Raw genomic sequence first — 13939 nt, forward strand, 5'->3', positions numbered from 1 at the left:
ATCCCGTTTTCGAACGAGCCGAGGAGGTTGCGCATGTTGTCTTCGTCCCATCCCGCCGTCCCGGTCGTTGCGGCCGCGGTGCCGGTGCTGATCGCCGCACTGGCCGGCGCCATGATTCCGCTGCAGGCGGGCGCCAATGCCGCGCTGGGCCGCGCGCTCGGGCATCCGTTGTGGGCGACGCTGGTGTCGCTGCTGGTCAGCCTGGCCGTCGTGGTGGCGCTGATGCTGGCGCTTCGCGTCGGTCCGCCGGGCGCCGGCTGGGCGGGCGGGCCCGCGTGGATGTGGATCGGCGGCGCGGTCGGCGTGTTCTATCTGACCGCCGCGCTGATGCTGGCGCCGCGGCTCGGTGCCAGCGGCTTCATCGCGGCCGTGGTGGCCGGCCAGATGCTGGCGTCGCTATGGATGGACCATGCCGGCATTGCCGGCTTCGCGGTGCGCGAACTGACCGCGCCGCGGCTCGGCGGCGCACTGCTGATCGTGCTGGGCGTGGTGGCGATGCAGTGGAGCGGACCGGCGCGCGTGGGCGCGGCGCTCGATTGAGACAGCAGGATCGTCGGGAAAGCCGGGCCGCTGACCGGCTTACTGTCAGCGCTCACTGTCCCGCTTGAGCCTGCCGCGCGCGCAGGCAGTCCGGACACAGGCAGTGCTGCCCCGGCACGATCAGCCGGGCCGGCAGCAGCGGCATCGTCGCGCACCAGCAATGCGGCAGGCCGGCGGCATGGCCGCAGACGAAGCGCGCGCCGCAGGCCGAGCACCGCTCGACCGGCCGCAACTGGCCGGTCAGCACGGCAGCGGGGCCGGTGTTCGCGCCGGGACTTTTCGCTGCGCCTTCTGCTGACATCGCGGTGGCTTCCGTTGGCGTAGTTGTTGCATGAAAGGAACGGCCGATGGGCCCTCGGACGCACCGTTGGCGCCCCGTGCAGGGTCCGGTCGGCCCTGTCGCTAGCGTGGCACCCCGTTTCTTGTAAAATTCGGGCGCCTGCCGCGGGGCGCCGGATGCGCCGCGTTGCCATGATACCTGTCGATTTTCACGGATTGCCATGACCTCCGATACCTCCGGGCCCACCGCAACCGCAGTGGCCGCCATCGCCCCCGCCCTCAAGGCCGAGATCCTTGCCGAGGCGCTGCCCTATATCCGCAAGTTCCATGGCAAGACCATCGTGGTCAAGTACGGCGGCAACGCGATGACCGAAGAGAAGCTCAAGCATGGCTTCGCGCGCGACGTGATCCTGCTGAAGCTCGTCGGCATGAACCCGGTGGTGGTGCACGGCGGCGGTCCGCAGATCGACGAGGCGCTGAAGAAGGTCGGCAAGGTCGGCACCTTTATCCAGGGCATGCGCGTCACCGACGAGGAGACCATGGAAGTGGTCGAGTGGGTGCTCGGCGGCGAGGTCCAGCAGGACATCGTGATGCTGATCAACCAGTACGGCGGCCAGGCGGTCGGCCTGACCGGCAAGGACGGCGGCCTGATCCGCGCCAAGCGGCTGAAGATGCCGGACCGCGAGAATCCGGGCGCGTTCATCGATATCGGCTATGTCGGCGACATCGAGGCGATCAACCCGGCCGTGGTCAAGGCGCTGCAGGACGACGCCTTCATCCCGGTGATCTCGCCGATCGGCTTCTCCGACGATGGCCAGGCCTACAACATCAACGCCGACGTGGTGGCCGGCAAGATGGCCGAGATCCTGAAGGCCGAGAAGCTGGTGATGATGACCAACATCCCGGGCGTGATGGACAAGAAGGGCAACCTGCTGACCGACCTGTCGGCGCGCGAGATCGAGGAGCTGTTCGCCGACGGCACCATCTCGGGCGGCATGCTGCCGAAGATCTCGTCGGCGCTGGACGCCGCCAAGAGCGGCGTCAACTCGGTCCACATCATCGATGGCCGCATCGAACATTCGCTGCTGCTGGAAATCCTGACCGAGCAGGCGTTCGGCACCATGATCCGCTCGCACTGACGTACCGCAACCAGGCGCCCGCCGCCGCGGCGGCGCGGCGCCTTTCCCTCGTGCCTTCCCACGCCTCCCGCCGCTCCCCTCTCCGCCTGCGGCATCGCCCGGCCGGCAACAACGCCGGCGGCACGGTCTGGCTGTTCGATCTCGACAACACGCTGCACGACGCCTCGCACGCGATCTTCCCGGCGATCAATGCCGCGATGACCGCCTACGTCGCCCGCGTGCTCGCCTGCGACGAGGCCACGGCCAGCCGCGTGCGGGTCGACTACTGGAAGCGCTATGGGGCGACGCTGCTCGGCATGATCCGCCATCACGGCGTCGACCCGGCCGACTTCCTGCGCGCCGCGCACGAATTCCCCGACATCGCGCGGATGGTGCGCGTGCGCCGCGGCCTCGCGGCCCAGCTGCGCCGCCTGCCCGGCCGCAAGGTGCTGCTGACCAACGCGCCGCAGGACTATGCGCGCGCGGTGCTGCGCGTGGCCGGCATCGAGCACTGTTTCGAGCGCGTGATCGCCATCGAGCAGATGTGGGTCCACGGCGATCTGCGTCCCAAGCCCGATCGGCGCATGCTGCGGCGTCTGCTGGCACGGCTGCGGATCGCGCCGGGCCGAGCGGTGCTGGTCGAGGACACGGTCTCGCACCTGAAGCGCTATGCTGGCCTGGGGATACGCACCGCGTGGATCACCGGCTATCTGCGTTCGATGACGCCGAGCCGGCCGCACGACGTGCCGGCGGGCGCCGCCCGCGATGCCGCGCAGCAGGCGGCGTTGCGCGCCGAGGCGCAACGCCATGCGCACGACCGCGACGCGGACCGTGCGGCCCGGGAGGAGGCGGTGACGCTGGTCGCCGCCGAAAACCAGGCCCCGGCGCCGCGGCTCTCGCCCGAGGCGCGGCAGGCAGCCCGCAACACAGCCCGCGCTCGGGCCCGCATGGTGCACCGGCCGGGTTATGTGGACATAAAAGTACAATCGGTGCATCAACTCCATCGACGAATGCGGAGAAACGGGTCATGACGCAGAGCAACGAGGCAGCCGCGCCGGCCGCGAACGCGGACGAGCGCAGTCGGCAGGGCGAGAGCGGCGGCGCCGGCGAGGCCGTGGTCGCGCGCAAGCGCCCGCGCCCCGGCGAGCGGCGCGTGCAGATCCTGCAGACGCTGGCCGGCATGCTCGAGCACCCGCGTTCCGAACGCATCACGACCGCCGCGCTGGCGGCCCGGCTCGGCGTCTCCGAGGCCGCGCTGTATCGGCACTTCGCCAGCAAGGCGCAGATGTTCGAGGGGCTGATCGCCTTTATCGAGCAGACGGTGTTCGGCCTGATCAACCAGATCACCGCGCAGGAGGAGCACGGGCTGCGCCAGGTGCAGGCCATCGTGCGGATGCTGCTGTCGTTCGCCGAGAAGAACCCGGGCATGACCCGCGTGCTGACCGGCGAGGCGCTGGTCGGCGAGCATGAACGTCTGCAGGAACGGATCAATCAGCTGGTGGACCGGATCGAGGCGTCGATCCGCCAATGCCTGAAGGTCGCCGCGACGCAGGGCGCGTTTCCAGCCGACGCCGACGTATCGGCGCGTGCCGCGCTGTTCGTCGCCACCGTGCAGGGGCACTGGCATCGCTATGCCAAGAGCGGCTTTCGCAAGCTGCCGGCCGGGCAGATCGATGCGCAGCTGCGCGTGCTGCTGGGCTGATCCCCTTAGCCGGACTGCGGCCGTCGATATCCCTCTGCGCGCGCCTCTTCTGCCGACTTCAGCTGATGTCTATCGCTTTGCTCTATAATCTGCCGGTCGCGCCGATTTGATGACTGGCTTGCGGGCGCGCGGCGAGGAAATTTCCCCGCCACTATAAATGCGGCTAAAGAGGTTGGTCGGCGCCCCCTCTCTCCGATTCGCGATTCGCGATTCGATCCGACGGAACGGATATGCGGGACAACGCCACCGCGCGGCGGACAGGAACATCCGGTGCGAAACAACCCGACTTGGCTGCGTGATTCCAGACGCAAGACCGGTCGGGTTTTTTGATGCCCGCCTCGCGCGGGCCCGCCTACATGACTGACGTTGCCTCGCCATCCGCGCACGCGGACCCGGTGGAGCCGGCCGCTGCCGGCCCCGCTCCGGACGCCGCTTCCGCCGCCGCGCTGCACCTGCCCCTGCCGCCCGACTCGGTCGGCATCGTGACGCCGCAGCGCATGCATTTCGCCGAGCCGCTGCCGCTGCGCAACGGTTCTTCGCTGGCCGGCTACGACCTGATGGTCGAAACCTATGGCACGCTCAATGCCACGCGGACCAATGCCGTGCTGGTGTGCCACGCACTGAATGCCTCGCATCATGTGGCCGGCGTCTACGCGCACGATCCGCGCGACGTCGGCTGGTGGGACAACATGGTCGGCCCGGGCAAGCCGCTCGATACCGACCGCTTCTTCGTGATCGGCATCAACAACCTCGGCTCCTGCTTCGGCTCGACCGGGCCGATGAGCCTGAACCCCGCCACCGGCCAGCCCTTCGGCGCGGCCTTTCCGGTGGTCACGGTCGAGGACTGGGTCAATGCGCAGGCGCGCGTGGCCGACGCCTTCGGCATCGAGCAGTTCGCCGCGGTGATGGGCGGCAGCCTTGGCGGCATGCAGGCGCTGGCCTGGAGCCTGATGTATCCGGAGCGGCTGCGCCATTGCATCGTGGTCGCGTCGACGCCGAAGCTGTCGGCGCAGAACATCGCCTTCAACGAGGTCGCGCGCAGCGCGATCCTGTCCGACCCCGACTTCCATGGCGGCAACTACTACGCGCATGGCGTCAAGCCCAAGCGCGGGCTGCGCGTGGCCCGGATGATCGGCCATATCACCTACCTGTCCGACGAGGACATGGCGGCGAAATTCGGACGCGAGCTCAAGGCCGAGGACATCCGCTTCTCGTTCGATGTCGAGTTCCAGGTCGAGAGCTATCTGCGCTACCAGGGCGACAAGTTCGCCGAGTATTTCGACGCCAATACCTATCTGCTGATCACGCGCGCGCTCGATTACTTCGATCCGGCCCTGTCCTTCGGCGGCGACCTGACCCGCGCGGTCGCCCATACCAGGGCCAGCTTCCTCGTTGCCAGCTTCACTACCGACTGGCGCTTTGCGCCGAGCCGCAGCCGCGAGCTGGTCAAGGCGCTGCTCGACAACAAGCGGCCGGTCAGCTATGCCGAGATCGATGCCCCGCATGGCCACGACGCCTTCCTGCTCGACGATCCGCGTTACCACAACCTGATGCGCGCCTACTACGAACGCATCGCCCGGGAGATCGGCGCATGAATGCCAGGTCCATCACCGAAGCGGCCAACGGCGTGCTGGCAAGGCGGCCGGATTTCCGCGCGATCGCACGCTGGATCGAACCGAATGCGACCGTGCTCGACCTGGGCTGCGGCGACGGCAGCCTGCTGCGCGTGCTGCAGGACGAGCTCGACGTGCAGGCCTACGGCATCGAGATCCGCGACGAGGGCGTGCTGGCGTGCGCGCAGAAGGGCGTCCATGTCATCCAGCAGAATCTGGAGGGCGGGCTCGCGCTGTTCGAGGACAAGAGCTTCGACACCGTGATCCTGTCGCAGACGCTGCAGACCATTCACAACACCGCGCAGGTCCTGCGCGACACGCTGCGCGTCGGCCGCGAGTGCATCGTGTCGTTCCCGAACTTCGGCTACTGGCCGCACCGGCTGTCGGTGTTCCGCGGCCGCATGCCGGTGTCCGAGTCGCTGCCCTACCAGTGGTACGACACGCCGAACGTGCGCGTGCTGACCATCAGCGACTTCGAGGCGCTGGCGCCCAAGGTCGGGCTGCGCATTCTCGATCGCGTCGTGATGCACGAAGGCATCACGGTGAACTGGGGCGTCAACTGGCGGGGCAGCCTGGCGGTCTATCGGGTCTGCTCTGCCTGATCGGTTCGGCCCGATCGGTTCGGTCCGATCGGTTCAGTCGGAGGATGACCTCGAACGGAGTGGCCGGCACTTGACGTGCGGCCACTCGGGCGACTACCGTACGGAAATTACGAACGACCGTTCGCTTTTTCGGCGAGGCCCCATGTCCGCGACATCCGAGCTGCATCCCTTCGACGACGCGATTGCGTTGACCCAAGCCGGCGAACACCGTTTTGCCGGCCGCACCACCGAGTCGTACTGGAACATGATCGGGCCGTACGGCGGCATCACGGCGGCGACGCTGCTGCAGGCGGTGTTGCAGCATCCGCAGCGGCTCGGCGATCCGATTGCGCTGACCGTCAATTTCGCCGGACCGATCGCCGAGGGCCCGTTCACGATCGAGGCGCGGCCCTCGCGCACCAACCGCTCGACGCAGCACTGGTCGCTGGAACTGGTACAGAACGGCGAGGTAGCGACCACCGCCAGCGCGGTGTTCGCGGTGCGGCGCGATACCTGGGGCTGCGGCGAGGCCGTCTTTCCCGACGTGCCGCCGGCCGACGCGATCGCGCCGCTGCCGACCGGGTTCGCGCCGGTGCGCTGGCTCAAGTCCTACGAGATGCGGCCCGTGCGCGGCGCCAAGCCTGCGGCCGAACCGGGCACCGAGCATCCGGACAGCCTGACCCAGTTCTGGCTGCGCGACCATCCGGTGCGCACGCCCGACTATGCGTCGGTCGCGGCCTGGTGCGACAGCTTCTATCCGCGCATCTTCCTGAAGCGCGCCGGCTTCGTGCCGGCGGGCACGGTCTCGCTGACGACTTACTTCCACGCGGATGCCGCCACGCTGGCGGCGCTGGGCGATCGCCACGCGCTGGGCAGCGCGCGGGCGCAGGTGTTCCGGCAGGGCTTCTTCGACCAGAGCGCGCAGCTGTGGAGCCCGGACGGCGAGCTGCTGGCGAGCTCGCATCAGATCGTTTACTACAAGCAGTAGGCGAGGCGGCTGGCCCACTCCCGACCCTGTGCCCAGCGCTCTCCCGCAAGCGGGACAGGGAGCCAACCGGTAGTCCGCACAGGGAAACCGCTTCCGCTCGGCTGCTCTGCCGCGGTCGCTCGCATCCGGTTCCGCTCTCCCGCTCGCGGGAGAGAGGTGGGGAGAGGGCAGCGGCGGTCGCTAACACACTACCGCATCAGCCCTCGCGAACCCCCTTGCCCTCTGCCCGACCCTCTCCCGCTAGCGGGAGAGGGGGAACCCCGCTAGCCTCGTCCCGCGGCGTGCGCGTCTGGCTTTCATAGCGCTCGACCGTGCTGCGCATCGCGCGCAGCAGGAACAGCCCCGGCAGCGCGACCAGCACCGTGCCGAGATAGAAGGGCGCCCAGCCGAACGACTCGACCAGATAGCCCGACGTGGGGCCGACATAGACGCGTCCGACCGAGGCCAGCGCCGACAGCAGCGCGTACTGCGTCGCCGAGAACGAGCGGTTGCACAGCGCCATCAGCAGCGCGACGAAGGCCGCGGTGCCCATGCCCCCGCACAGGTTCTCGACCGCGATGGTCGCGCCCATCGACCACAGATGGGCGGGCGTCACCGCCAGCAGCCAGTAGCCGAAGTTCGACACGGCCTGCAGCACGCCGAACAGCATCAGCGAGCGGTACAGGCCGAGCCTGACCATCAGCGTGCCGCCGAACAGCGCGCCGATGATGGTCGCGGCCAGACCCAGCGTCTTGTTGACGAGCCCGACCTCGCCGGCGGAAAAGCCGACCCCGCGGATCAGGAAGGTGGTCGACAGGCTGCCGGCGAAGGCGTCGCCGAGCTTGTACAGCACGATCAGGCCCAGCAACCACCAGGCACCGGTACGTCCGAAGAAATCGCGCAGCGGGCCGACCACCGCCTCTTCCAGCGAGCGCGGCGCGCGCGGCGGCGATTCGGCGCGCGGCGCCCACGGCAGCGTCAGCAGGCCGACCGCCATCAGCGCGGCCATCAGCAGGTACATCTGCTGCCAGCCCAGCACCCGGTCCGCCAGCCACAGCGCCAGGCCGCCGGACACCAGCATCGCCAGCCGGTAGCCGAGCACCTTGACCGCCGCGCCGGCGCCGCGCTCGGCGGGCCGCAGCACGTCGGTGCTGTAGGCGTCGAACACGATGTCCTGCGAGGCCGACAGGAAGGCCACCAGCGTGGCCAGCCCCGCCAGCAGCCACAGCGCCTCGCGCGGCGGGCAGAACGCCATGCCGGCGATGCCGAGCACCAGGCCGACCTGCGTCAGCAGCAGCCAGCCGCGCCGCCGGTCCAGCAACGGCGGCGTGTAGCGGTCCATCAGCGGCGCCCACAGGAACTTGAAGATGTAGGCCTGGCCGACCAGCGAGAAAAAGCCGATGGTCTTGATGTCCAGCCCCTCGACCGTCATCCAGGCCTGCAGCGTGCCCGAGGTCAGCGCCAGCGGCAGCCCCGAGGCAAAGCCCAGCGTCAGCATCGCGCCGATGCGGCGATTGCGGAAAATATCGAGATAGTCTTGGAAGGTCATGAAGGCGGGAGCAGGGGCCGGGCGGAACAGGCGGTGCAAGTGCCTGCAGGGCCCTGGGTGGCGATCGGGCGCCGTGTATTATTGCATCAGCCTTCGTGATGTCTGTCGCATTCTCGTTGAAAACGATGCCCCTTCCCTTGCGCCTGGCCATGTCCGCTCTTTCCGTTGCCGTTCCCCCATCGCGTTCGCTTGCGGTCGCCGCGCCGCTGCGCCGGCTGACGCTGGCGGTGCTCGGCGCCGTTGCATTGCTCGGCGCGCCAGCTGTGCTGGCGCAGTCCGATGGCGTCAATGTGCAGCGCGGCGGCGGCGCGGTCAGCCAGCTGGTGCCGGCCGAGGCGATCGAGCAGCAGGCCGCGCAGGAATACGAGCAGATCAAGCAGGAGGCGCGCGCCAAGGGCGCGCTGGCGCCGTCCAACGATCCGCGGCTGGCGCGCCTGCGCACGATCTCCGAGCGGATCCTGCCGCAGGCCGGGCGCTGGAACGACCGCGCCCGCGGCTGGAAGTGGGAGGTCAATCTGATCAAGGCCAAGCAGGTCAATGCGTTCTGCATGCCCGGCGGCAAGATCGCGGTCTATACCGGCTTTCTGGACCAGATCAAGCCGACCGACGACGAGCTGGCGATGGTGATCGGCCACGAGATCGCCCACGCGCTGCAGGAGCATGCGCGCGAGCGCGCCGCCAAGGCCGAGATCACCAACCTGGGCGCCAACGTCATTTCGCAACTGTTCGGCTTCGGCAATCTGGGCAATCTGGCGCTGGGTACCGGCGCGCATCTGCTGACGCTGAAGTTCTCGCGCTCGGACGAGACCGAAGCCGATCTGGTCGGCATGGATATCGCGGCCCGCGCGGGCTACGATCCGCGCGCCGCGGTGACGCTGTGGCAGAAGATGGGCAAGGTGTCGCAATCGTCGGCGGCCGGCGCCAGCATGGACTTCCTGTCCACGCACCCGTCGGGCCAGTCGCGCATCGCCGAGCTGCAGCGGCATATGCCCGAGGTGCTGCCGCTGTACGCGCGGGCGATCGGCACCACGGTCGAGCGGCTGCCGGCCTACCGGACCAATATGGGCGGCCTGGCCAACGCGCCGGTGGACCGCGGCGACGAGGACAAGCAGCAGCCGTTGAAGCGGTAGCAGGCTGTCGTTCCCGTTCAGGCGGGAACTCAGCGTCCCGTGAAGTCACAGGGTTCCCGCATTCGCGGGGACGACAAGCTTGCCAACAAAAGAAAACGGCCCCTGAATCAGGGGCCGTTTTCTTCGGTCAGGCAGGAAGGCGTCAGGCCGTCAGCCCGGTGGCCTCGTCCGCGCCGATATGCACGTTCATGCATTGCACCGCGGCGCCGGCCGCGCCCTTGCCGAGGTTGTCCAGCCGCGCGATCAGCACGATGCGGTCGGCCGAGCCGAACACGAACAGGTCGACGCGGTTGGTGTCGTTGTTGGCCTGCACGTCGAAGAAGCCGTTGTCCAGATGCTCGTCGCTGGCGGCGGGCATCACGCGCACGAACTGCTCGCCCTCGTAGTGCTTGCGGTAGATCTCGGCGACTTGCTCCGGCGTGACCTTGCGCGCCAGCCGGTCCGGGAACACCGGCACCGTGACGGCCAGGCCCTTGTAGAACTTGCCGACGATCGGGCTGAAGATCGGCGCCTGCGCCAGGCCGGTCTGCACGCGCATTTCCGGCAGGTGCTTGTGCTCGAGCCCCAGCGCGTAGGCGCGCGGGCTGTCGAGCTTCGGATTGCCGCCCGCCTCGAAGTCCGCAATCATCTTCTTGCCGCCGCCGCTGTAGCCGGTCAGCGAGAACGCGGTGACCGGGTAGTCGGGCTGCATCACGCCGGCATCGACCAGCGGACGCACGGCCAGCACGAAGGCGCTGGCGTGGCAGCCCGGCACGGCGATGCGCTTGCTGGCGCGGATCTTCTCGCGCTGGCCGCGCACCAGTTCGGGCAGGCCGTAGGCCCAGTTGTCGGCGGTGCGGAACGCCGTGCTGGCGTCGATCACGCAGGTGTCCGGATTGGTCACCAGCGATACCGCCTCGCGCGAGGCCACGTCCGGCAGGCACAGGAAGGCCACGTCGGCGGCGTTCAGGAAGCGTGCTCGCTCGGCCGGATCCTTGCGCTTGTCTTCCGCGATGCGCAGCAGTTCGACATCGGAACGGCCGGACAGATAATCGAGCAGCCGAAGGCCGGTGGTGCCTTCCTGGCCGTCGACGAACACTTTGAATGCCATGGTGGACTCGCTTGGGTATTACGGGTGAGGGTGCATTGTAGCGAGGATGCCCGGCCATCGCAGCGGCAATCCGCCCCGGCGGCCGGGCGGCCCCGTCACAGCGGGAAGTCGTAGTCGATCGACAGCGGTGCGTGGTCGCTGAACTTCTCGTCCTTGTAGATCGAGCAGGCCTTCGCGGTATCGGCGATCTTCGGCGTTGCCAGGTGGTAGTCGATGCGCCAGCCGACGTTCTTCGCGTAGGCCTGGCCGCGGTTGCTCCACCACGTATATTGCTCGGGCCGCGGGTCCAGCTTGCGGAACACGTCGACATAGCCGTGCACGTCGAACAGCTCGCCGATCCAGGCGCGCTCCTCGGGCAGGAAGCCGGAGTTCTTCAGATTGCCCTTCCAGTTCTTGATGTCGATTTCCTTGTGCGCGATGTTGACGTCGCCGCACAGCACGATCTCGCGCCCGCTGGCCTTGAGCTGCAGCAGATGGGGCAGGAAGGCCTCCATGAAGCGGTACTTGGCCAACTGCCGTTCTTCGGAGCTCGAGCCGGACGGCACGTAGACCGAGATCACCGCCAGATGCGGATACTGCACTTCAACGTAGCGCCCCTCGCTGTCGAACTCCGCATTGCCGAAGCCGGTGATCACGCGCTCGGGCTTGTGGCGGGTGTACAGGCCGACGCCGCTGTAGCCCTTCTTCTCGGCGTAGTGGAAGTAGCCGTGATAGCCGTGCGGCGCCAGGAAGGCCTCGGTCATGTCGGCGGCCTGCGCCTTGAGCTCCTGCACGCAGACCATGTCGGCGTCCTGCTTGCCCATCCAGTCGAAGAAGCCTTTCTTGGCCGCGGAGCGGATGCCGTTGAGGTTGGCACTGATAATCCGTAACATCTCGGGAAATTTTTTGGAAGAGAGAAAAGATGACGCAGCAAACCACGCCGGCGGCGGACGACCTCAGCCAGACCTTCATCCGCTTCGCGCTGGACGCGGGCGTGCTGTCCTTCGGCGAGTTCGTCACCAAGGCGGGACGCAAATCGCCGTATTTCTTCAACGCGGGGCTGTTCAACCAGGGCGCCACGCTGGGCCAGGTGGCGCAATTCTATGCGAAAACCCTGCTGGCCTCGGGTGTCGCATTCGACATGCTGTTCGGTCCGGCCTACAAGGGCATCACGCTGGCATCGGCCACCGCGGTGGCGCTGGCCGGCATGGGGCGCAACGTCGGCTTCGCCTATAACCGCAAGGAAGCCAAGGACCACGGCGAAGGCGGCACGCTGGTCGGCGCCAGGCTGCAGGGCAAGGTGGTGATCGTCGACGACGTGATTTCGGCCGGCACCTCGGTGCGCGAATCGGTGCAGATGATCCGTGCCGCCGGCGCCGAGCCCGCCGCGGTGCTGATCGCGCTGGACCGGATGGAAAAAAGCGGCACCGCCGAGCAGATCGGCGCGCATTCCGCGGTGCAGGACGTGCAGCGCGAATTCGGCGTGCCGGTGATCGCGATCGCCTCGCTGGCCGATCTGCTGTCCTACCTGGACGCCGCGCAGGACCCCGCGCTGACTGCGTCGCGCGATGCGGTGGCCGCCTACCGCCAGCGCTACGGCGTCTGATTACTCGACCTTCAGCTGGTCCAGCCCCGGCGCGGACGGCGGATAGGCCGGCTTGAGCCGCGCGAAGGTGTCGCGCAGGATTTCCGCGATCATCAGATTGCGGTGCGTCTTCGAGTCGGCGGGAATCACATGCCAGGGCGCGTCCGGCGTCGCCGTCGCGGCGATCGCGTCCTGGTAGGCGTCCATATAGGCGTCCCAGTGCCGGCGTTCGGCCAGGTCGTTGGGGTCGAATTTCCAGTGCTTGTGTGGATCGGCGAGCCGCGCTTCCAGGCGTGCCTTCTGCTCGTCCTTCGAAATATGCAGAAAGCACTTGACCAGCGTGGTGCCGGTCTCGGCCAGCAGGCTCTCGAAGTGGCGGATCTGCCGATAGCGGCGCTCGCACTCGGCCGCGTCGATCCAGCCGTGCACGCGCGTGATCAGCACATCCTCGTAGTGGCTGCGGTTGAATACCACGATCTCGCCGGCGCGCGGCACCTGGGCATGGACACGCCACAGGTAGTCGCGCGCCTTCTCCTCCGAGGTCGGCGCCTTGAAGCCGACCACGCGCACGCCGAGCGGATCGAAGCTGCGGAACACGCCGCGCACGGTGCCGTCCTTGCCGCTGGTGTCCATCCCCTGCAGGATCACCAGCAGCTTGCGTGACTGCTCGGCGTAGAAGACGTCCTGCTGCTCGTCCAGATGCGTCGACAGCTCGGTCAGGCGCGCCCGGTCGCTGGTCTTGTCGCCGCTGGAAACGGGCTTGGCGCCCGCGTCGAAGCGGTCCAGGCGAAAGCCCTTGCCATTGGCGATGCGGTAGGGGTCGAGCGGGGTGTCTGGCATGGCGCGTCTCCGCGTGGGCGCCGGGCTTCCGGCAGGGTCGCTGGGGCGGGGCGCCGCTGGGGCATGCCCCGCAAGGTCGCTGAATCAGCCGCGCGGCTGCAGCGCGTCCAGATCGATCGAACCTTCGAACACCGTGGTGGCCGGGCCCGTCATCCGCACCGGCGTGCCGTCGCCATCCCAGGCGATGGTCAGGTCGCCGCCGTGCGTATGCACCCTGACCGGCGAGTCGAGCAGGCCGCGCCGGATGCCGGCGACCACCGCCGCGCAGGCGCCGGTGCCGCAGGCCAGCGTCTCGCCGGAGCCGCGCTCGAACACGCGCAGCCGGATCGTATTGCGGTCGACCACCTGCATGAAGCCGGCATTGACGCGCTTCGGGAAGGCCGCATGGTGCTCGATCACCGGGCCGTCCTCGCGTACCGGGAAGCGCTCGGTGTCGTCGACCAACTGCACCGCATGCGGATTGCCCATCGACACCGCGGAAATCCACACGGTGCGGCCATTGGTCTCGATGCCGTACAGCGTGTCGTCGCCCTCGATGCGGGTCGGCAGGCCGTCCGGCAGGAACGGGATGCGCGCCGGCTCGAACTCGGGCGCGCCCATGTCGACCGTGACCTGGCCGTCGTCGTTCAGCGTCAGCGTGATGACGCCGTTCATCACCTCGACCCGTACCGAGCGCTTGTCGGTCAGGCCGTGATCGGTGACGAAACGGACGAAGCAGCGCGCGCCATTGCCGCAGTGCTCCACTTCGCCGCCGTCGGCATTGAAGATCCGGTAGCGGAAGTCGACGTCGGGCCGGGTCGGCTTCTCGACGATCAGGATCTGGTCCGCACCGACGCCGAAATGGCGGCTGGCGAGCGCGCGCCACTGCCCGGTGCTCAGGTTCAGGGTCTGGTGGATGCCGTCCAGCACGACGAAGTCGTTGCCGGCGCCGTGCATCTTGGTGAACTGGATCTTCATGGCGCGGAT

Annotated in this window: 15 protein-coding genes; 9 read left to right on the forward strand and 6 right to left on the reverse strand. The window is 68.2% G+C overall.

Going from position 1 to position 13939, the window contains the following annotated elements; genetic code table 11:
• Window positions 1-33 precede the first annotated feature (33 nt).
• Complete coding sequence (locus tag FOB47_RS10905) at window positions 34-540, forward strand: DMT family transporter (protein WP_174781073.1); 507 nt, start codon at window positions 34-36, stop codon at window positions 538-540.
• 52 nt (window positions 541-592) lie between these two features.
• Here the strand turns inward: FOB47_RS10905 and FOB47_RS10910 are convergent, their stop codons facing one another.
• Window positions 593-841 carry a cysteine-rich CWC family protein gene (locus tag FOB47_RS10910; RefSeq protein WP_174781074.1) on the reverse strand — a complete coding sequence of 83 codons (249 nt, stop codon included), beginning with the start codon at window positions 839-841 and terminating at the stop codon, window positions 593-595.
• Between the two features lie 199 nt (window positions 842-1040).
• On the opposite strand from FOB47_RS10910, the gene argB reads away from it, so the two are divergent.
• The 6 genes from argB to FOB47_RS10940 all read left to right on the forward strand — a co-directional run bounded on the left by argB (window position 1041) and on the right by FOB47_RS10940 (window position 6821).
• Window positions 1041-1958, forward strand: coding sequence for an acetylglutamate kinase (argB, locus tag FOB47_RS10915; protein WP_006579752.1), 918 nt, complete (start codon window positions 1041-1043; stop codon window positions 1956-1958).
• Window positions 1959-2008: 50 nt separating this feature from the next.
• Window positions 2009-2968, forward strand: a complete 960-nt coding sequence (locus FOB47_RS10920; RefSeq protein ID WP_174781075.1) for a pyrimidine 5'-nucleotidase — start codon at window positions 2009-2011, stop codon at window positions 2966-2968.
• The gene (gene slmA / locus FOB47_RS10925; RefSeq protein ID WP_174781076.1) at window positions 2965-3639 is read left to right on the forward strand and encodes a nucleoid occlusion factor SlmA; all 675 of its coding nucleotides are present in this window, start codon (window positions 2965-2967) and stop codon (window positions 3637-3639) included. Before FOB47_RS10920 ends, slmA begins: the two co-directional genes overlap by 4 nt.
• Before the next feature lie 497 nt (window positions 3640-4136).
• Window positions 4137-5234 (forward strand): homoserine O-succinyltransferase MetX, encoded by a 1098-nt coding sequence (metX, locus tag FOB47_RS10930; RefSeq protein WP_232963055.1) that lies wholly within the window; start codon window positions 4137-4139, stop codon window positions 5232-5234.
• On the forward strand, window positions 5231-5854 hold the full coding sequence (gene metW, locus FOB47_RS10935; protein ID WP_053820909.1) for a methionine biosynthesis protein MetW: 624 nt from the start codon (window positions 5231-5233) through the stop codon (window positions 5852-5854). The genes metX and metW overlap by 4 nt, the downstream gene beginning before the upstream one ends.
• A gap of 142 nt (window positions 5855-5996) precedes the next feature.
• A complete protein-coding gene (locus FOB47_RS10940) occupies window positions 5997-6821 on the forward strand; it encodes an acyl-CoA thioesterase (RefSeq protein ID WP_174781077.1) in 825 nt (274 codons plus the stop codon).
• A gap of 196 nt (window positions 6822-7017) precedes the next feature.
• Here FOB47_RS10940 and FOB47_RS10945 read toward each other — a convergent pair whose 3' ends face one another.
• Window positions 7018-8349: a muropeptide transporter gene (locus FOB47_RS10945; RefSeq protein WP_244959398.1), complete on the reverse strand. Its 1332-nt coding sequence runs from the start codon at window positions 8347-8349 to the stop codon at window positions 7018-7020.
• A gap of 149 nt (window positions 8350-8498) precedes the next feature.
• Between FOB47_RS10945 and FOB47_RS10950 the strand changes: the two genes are divergently transcribed.
• Window positions 8499-9479, forward strand: a complete 981-nt coding sequence (locus FOB47_RS10950) for a M48 family metallopeptidase (protein WP_226994809.1) — start codon at window positions 8499-8501, stop codon at window positions 9477-9479.
• 142 nt (window positions 9480-9621) lie between these two features.
• Here FOB47_RS10950 and argC read toward each other — a convergent pair whose 3' ends face one another.
• Window positions 9622-10569, reverse strand: coding sequence for an N-acetyl-gamma-glutamyl-phosphate reductase (gene argC / locus FOB47_RS10955; RefSeq protein WP_006578518.1), 948 nt, complete (start codon window positions 10567-10569; stop codon window positions 9622-9624).
• A gap of 95 nt (window positions 10570-10664) precedes the next feature.
• Window positions 10665-11441 carry an exodeoxyribonuclease III gene (locus FOB47_RS10960; RefSeq protein ID WP_053820911.1) on the reverse strand — a complete coding sequence of 259 codons (777 nt, stop codon included), beginning with the start codon at window positions 11439-11441 and terminating at the stop codon, window positions 10665-10667.
• 29 nt (window positions 11442-11470) lie between these two features.
• Here FOB47_RS10960 and pyrE point away from each other — a divergent pair, with 29 nt between their 5' ends.
• The gene (pyrE, locus tag FOB47_RS10965; RefSeq protein WP_174781078.1) at window positions 11471-12154 is read left to right on the forward strand and encodes an orotate phosphoribosyltransferase; all 684 of its coding nucleotides are present in this window, start codon (window positions 11471-11473) and stop codon (window positions 12152-12154) included.
• Here the strand turns inward: pyrE and FOB47_RS10970 are convergent, their stop codons facing one another.
• Entirely contained in the window at window positions 12155-12973 is an 819-nt protein-coding gene (locus tag FOB47_RS10970) for a polyphosphate kinase 2 family protein (protein ID WP_174781079.1), read from the reverse strand.
• Window positions 12974-13057: 84 nt separating this feature from the next.
• On the reverse strand, window positions 13058-13930 hold the full coding sequence (dapF, locus tag FOB47_RS10975; RefSeq protein WP_174781080.1) for a diaminopimelate epimerase: 873 nt from the start codon (window positions 13928-13930) through the stop codon (window positions 13058-13060).
• Window positions 13931-13939: the final 9 nt, after the last annotated feature.

Origin of the sequence: Cupriavidus gilardii (assembly GCF_013347325.1) — a bacterium.
Taxonomy (GTDB): domain Bacteria; phylum Pseudomonadota; class Gammaproteobacteria; order Burkholderiales; family Burkholderiaceae; genus Cupriavidus; species Cupriavidus gilardii.

What these genes read in the sequence shown, in the direction of transcription:
- metW (WP_053820909.1), top strand. Translation starts at nt 5,231, where the DNA reads ATGAATGCCAGGTCCATCACCGAAGCGGCCAACGGCGTGCTGGCAAGG.
- argC (WP_006578518.1), bottom strand. Translation starts at nt 10,569, where the DNA reads ATGGCATTCAAAGTGTTCGTCGACGGCCAGGAAGGCACCACCGGCCTT.
- FOB47_RS10910 (WP_174781074.1), bottom strand. Translation starts at nt 841, where the DNA reads ATGTCAGCAGAAGGCGCAGCGAAAAGTCCCGGCGCGAACACCGGCCCC.
- FOB47_RS10950 (WP_226994809.1), top strand. Translation starts at nt 8,499, where the DNA reads ATGTCCGCTCTTTCCGTTGCCGTTCCCCCATCGCGTTCGCTTGCGGTC.
- FOB47_RS10960 (WP_053820911.1), bottom strand. Translation starts at nt 11,441, where the DNA reads ATGTTACGGATTATCAGTGCCAACCTCAACGGCATCCGCTCCGCGGCC.
- FOB47_RS10905 (WP_174781073.1), top strand. Translation starts at nt 34, where the DNA reads ATGTTGTCTTCGTCCCATCCCGCCGTCCCGGTCGTTGCGGCCGCGGTG.
- argB (WP_006579752.1), top strand. Translation starts at nt 1,041, where the DNA reads ATGACCTCCGATACCTCCGGGCCCACCGCAACCGCAGTGGCCGCCATC.
- dapF (WP_174781080.1), bottom strand. Translation starts at nt 13,930, where the DNA reads ATGAAGATCCAGTTCACCAAGATGCACGGCGCCGGCAACGACTTCGTC.
- FOB47_RS10970 (WP_174781079.1), bottom strand. Translation starts at nt 12,973, where the DNA reads ATGCCAGACACCCCGCTCGACCCCTACCGCATCGCCAATGGCAAGGGC.
- slmA (WP_174781076.1), top strand. Translation starts at nt 2,965, where the DNA reads ATGACGCAGAGCAACGAGGCAGCCGCGCCGGCCGCGAACGCGGACGAG.
- FOB47_RS10940 (WP_174781077.1), top strand. Translation starts at nt 5,997, where the DNA reads ATGTCCGCGACATCCGAGCTGCATCCCTTCGACGACGCGATTGCGTTG.
- metX (WP_232963055.1), top strand. Translation starts at nt 4,137, where the DNA reads ATGCATTTCGCCGAGCCGCTGCCGCTGCGCAACGGTTCTTCGCTGGCC.
- FOB47_RS10945 (WP_244959398.1), bottom strand. Translation starts at nt 8,349, where the DNA reads ATGACCTTCCAAGACTATCTCGATATTTTCCGCAATCGCCGCATCGGC.
- pyrE (WP_174781078.1), top strand. Translation starts at nt 11,471, where the DNA reads ATGACGCAGCAAACCACGCCGGCGGCGGACGACCTCAGCCAGACCTTC.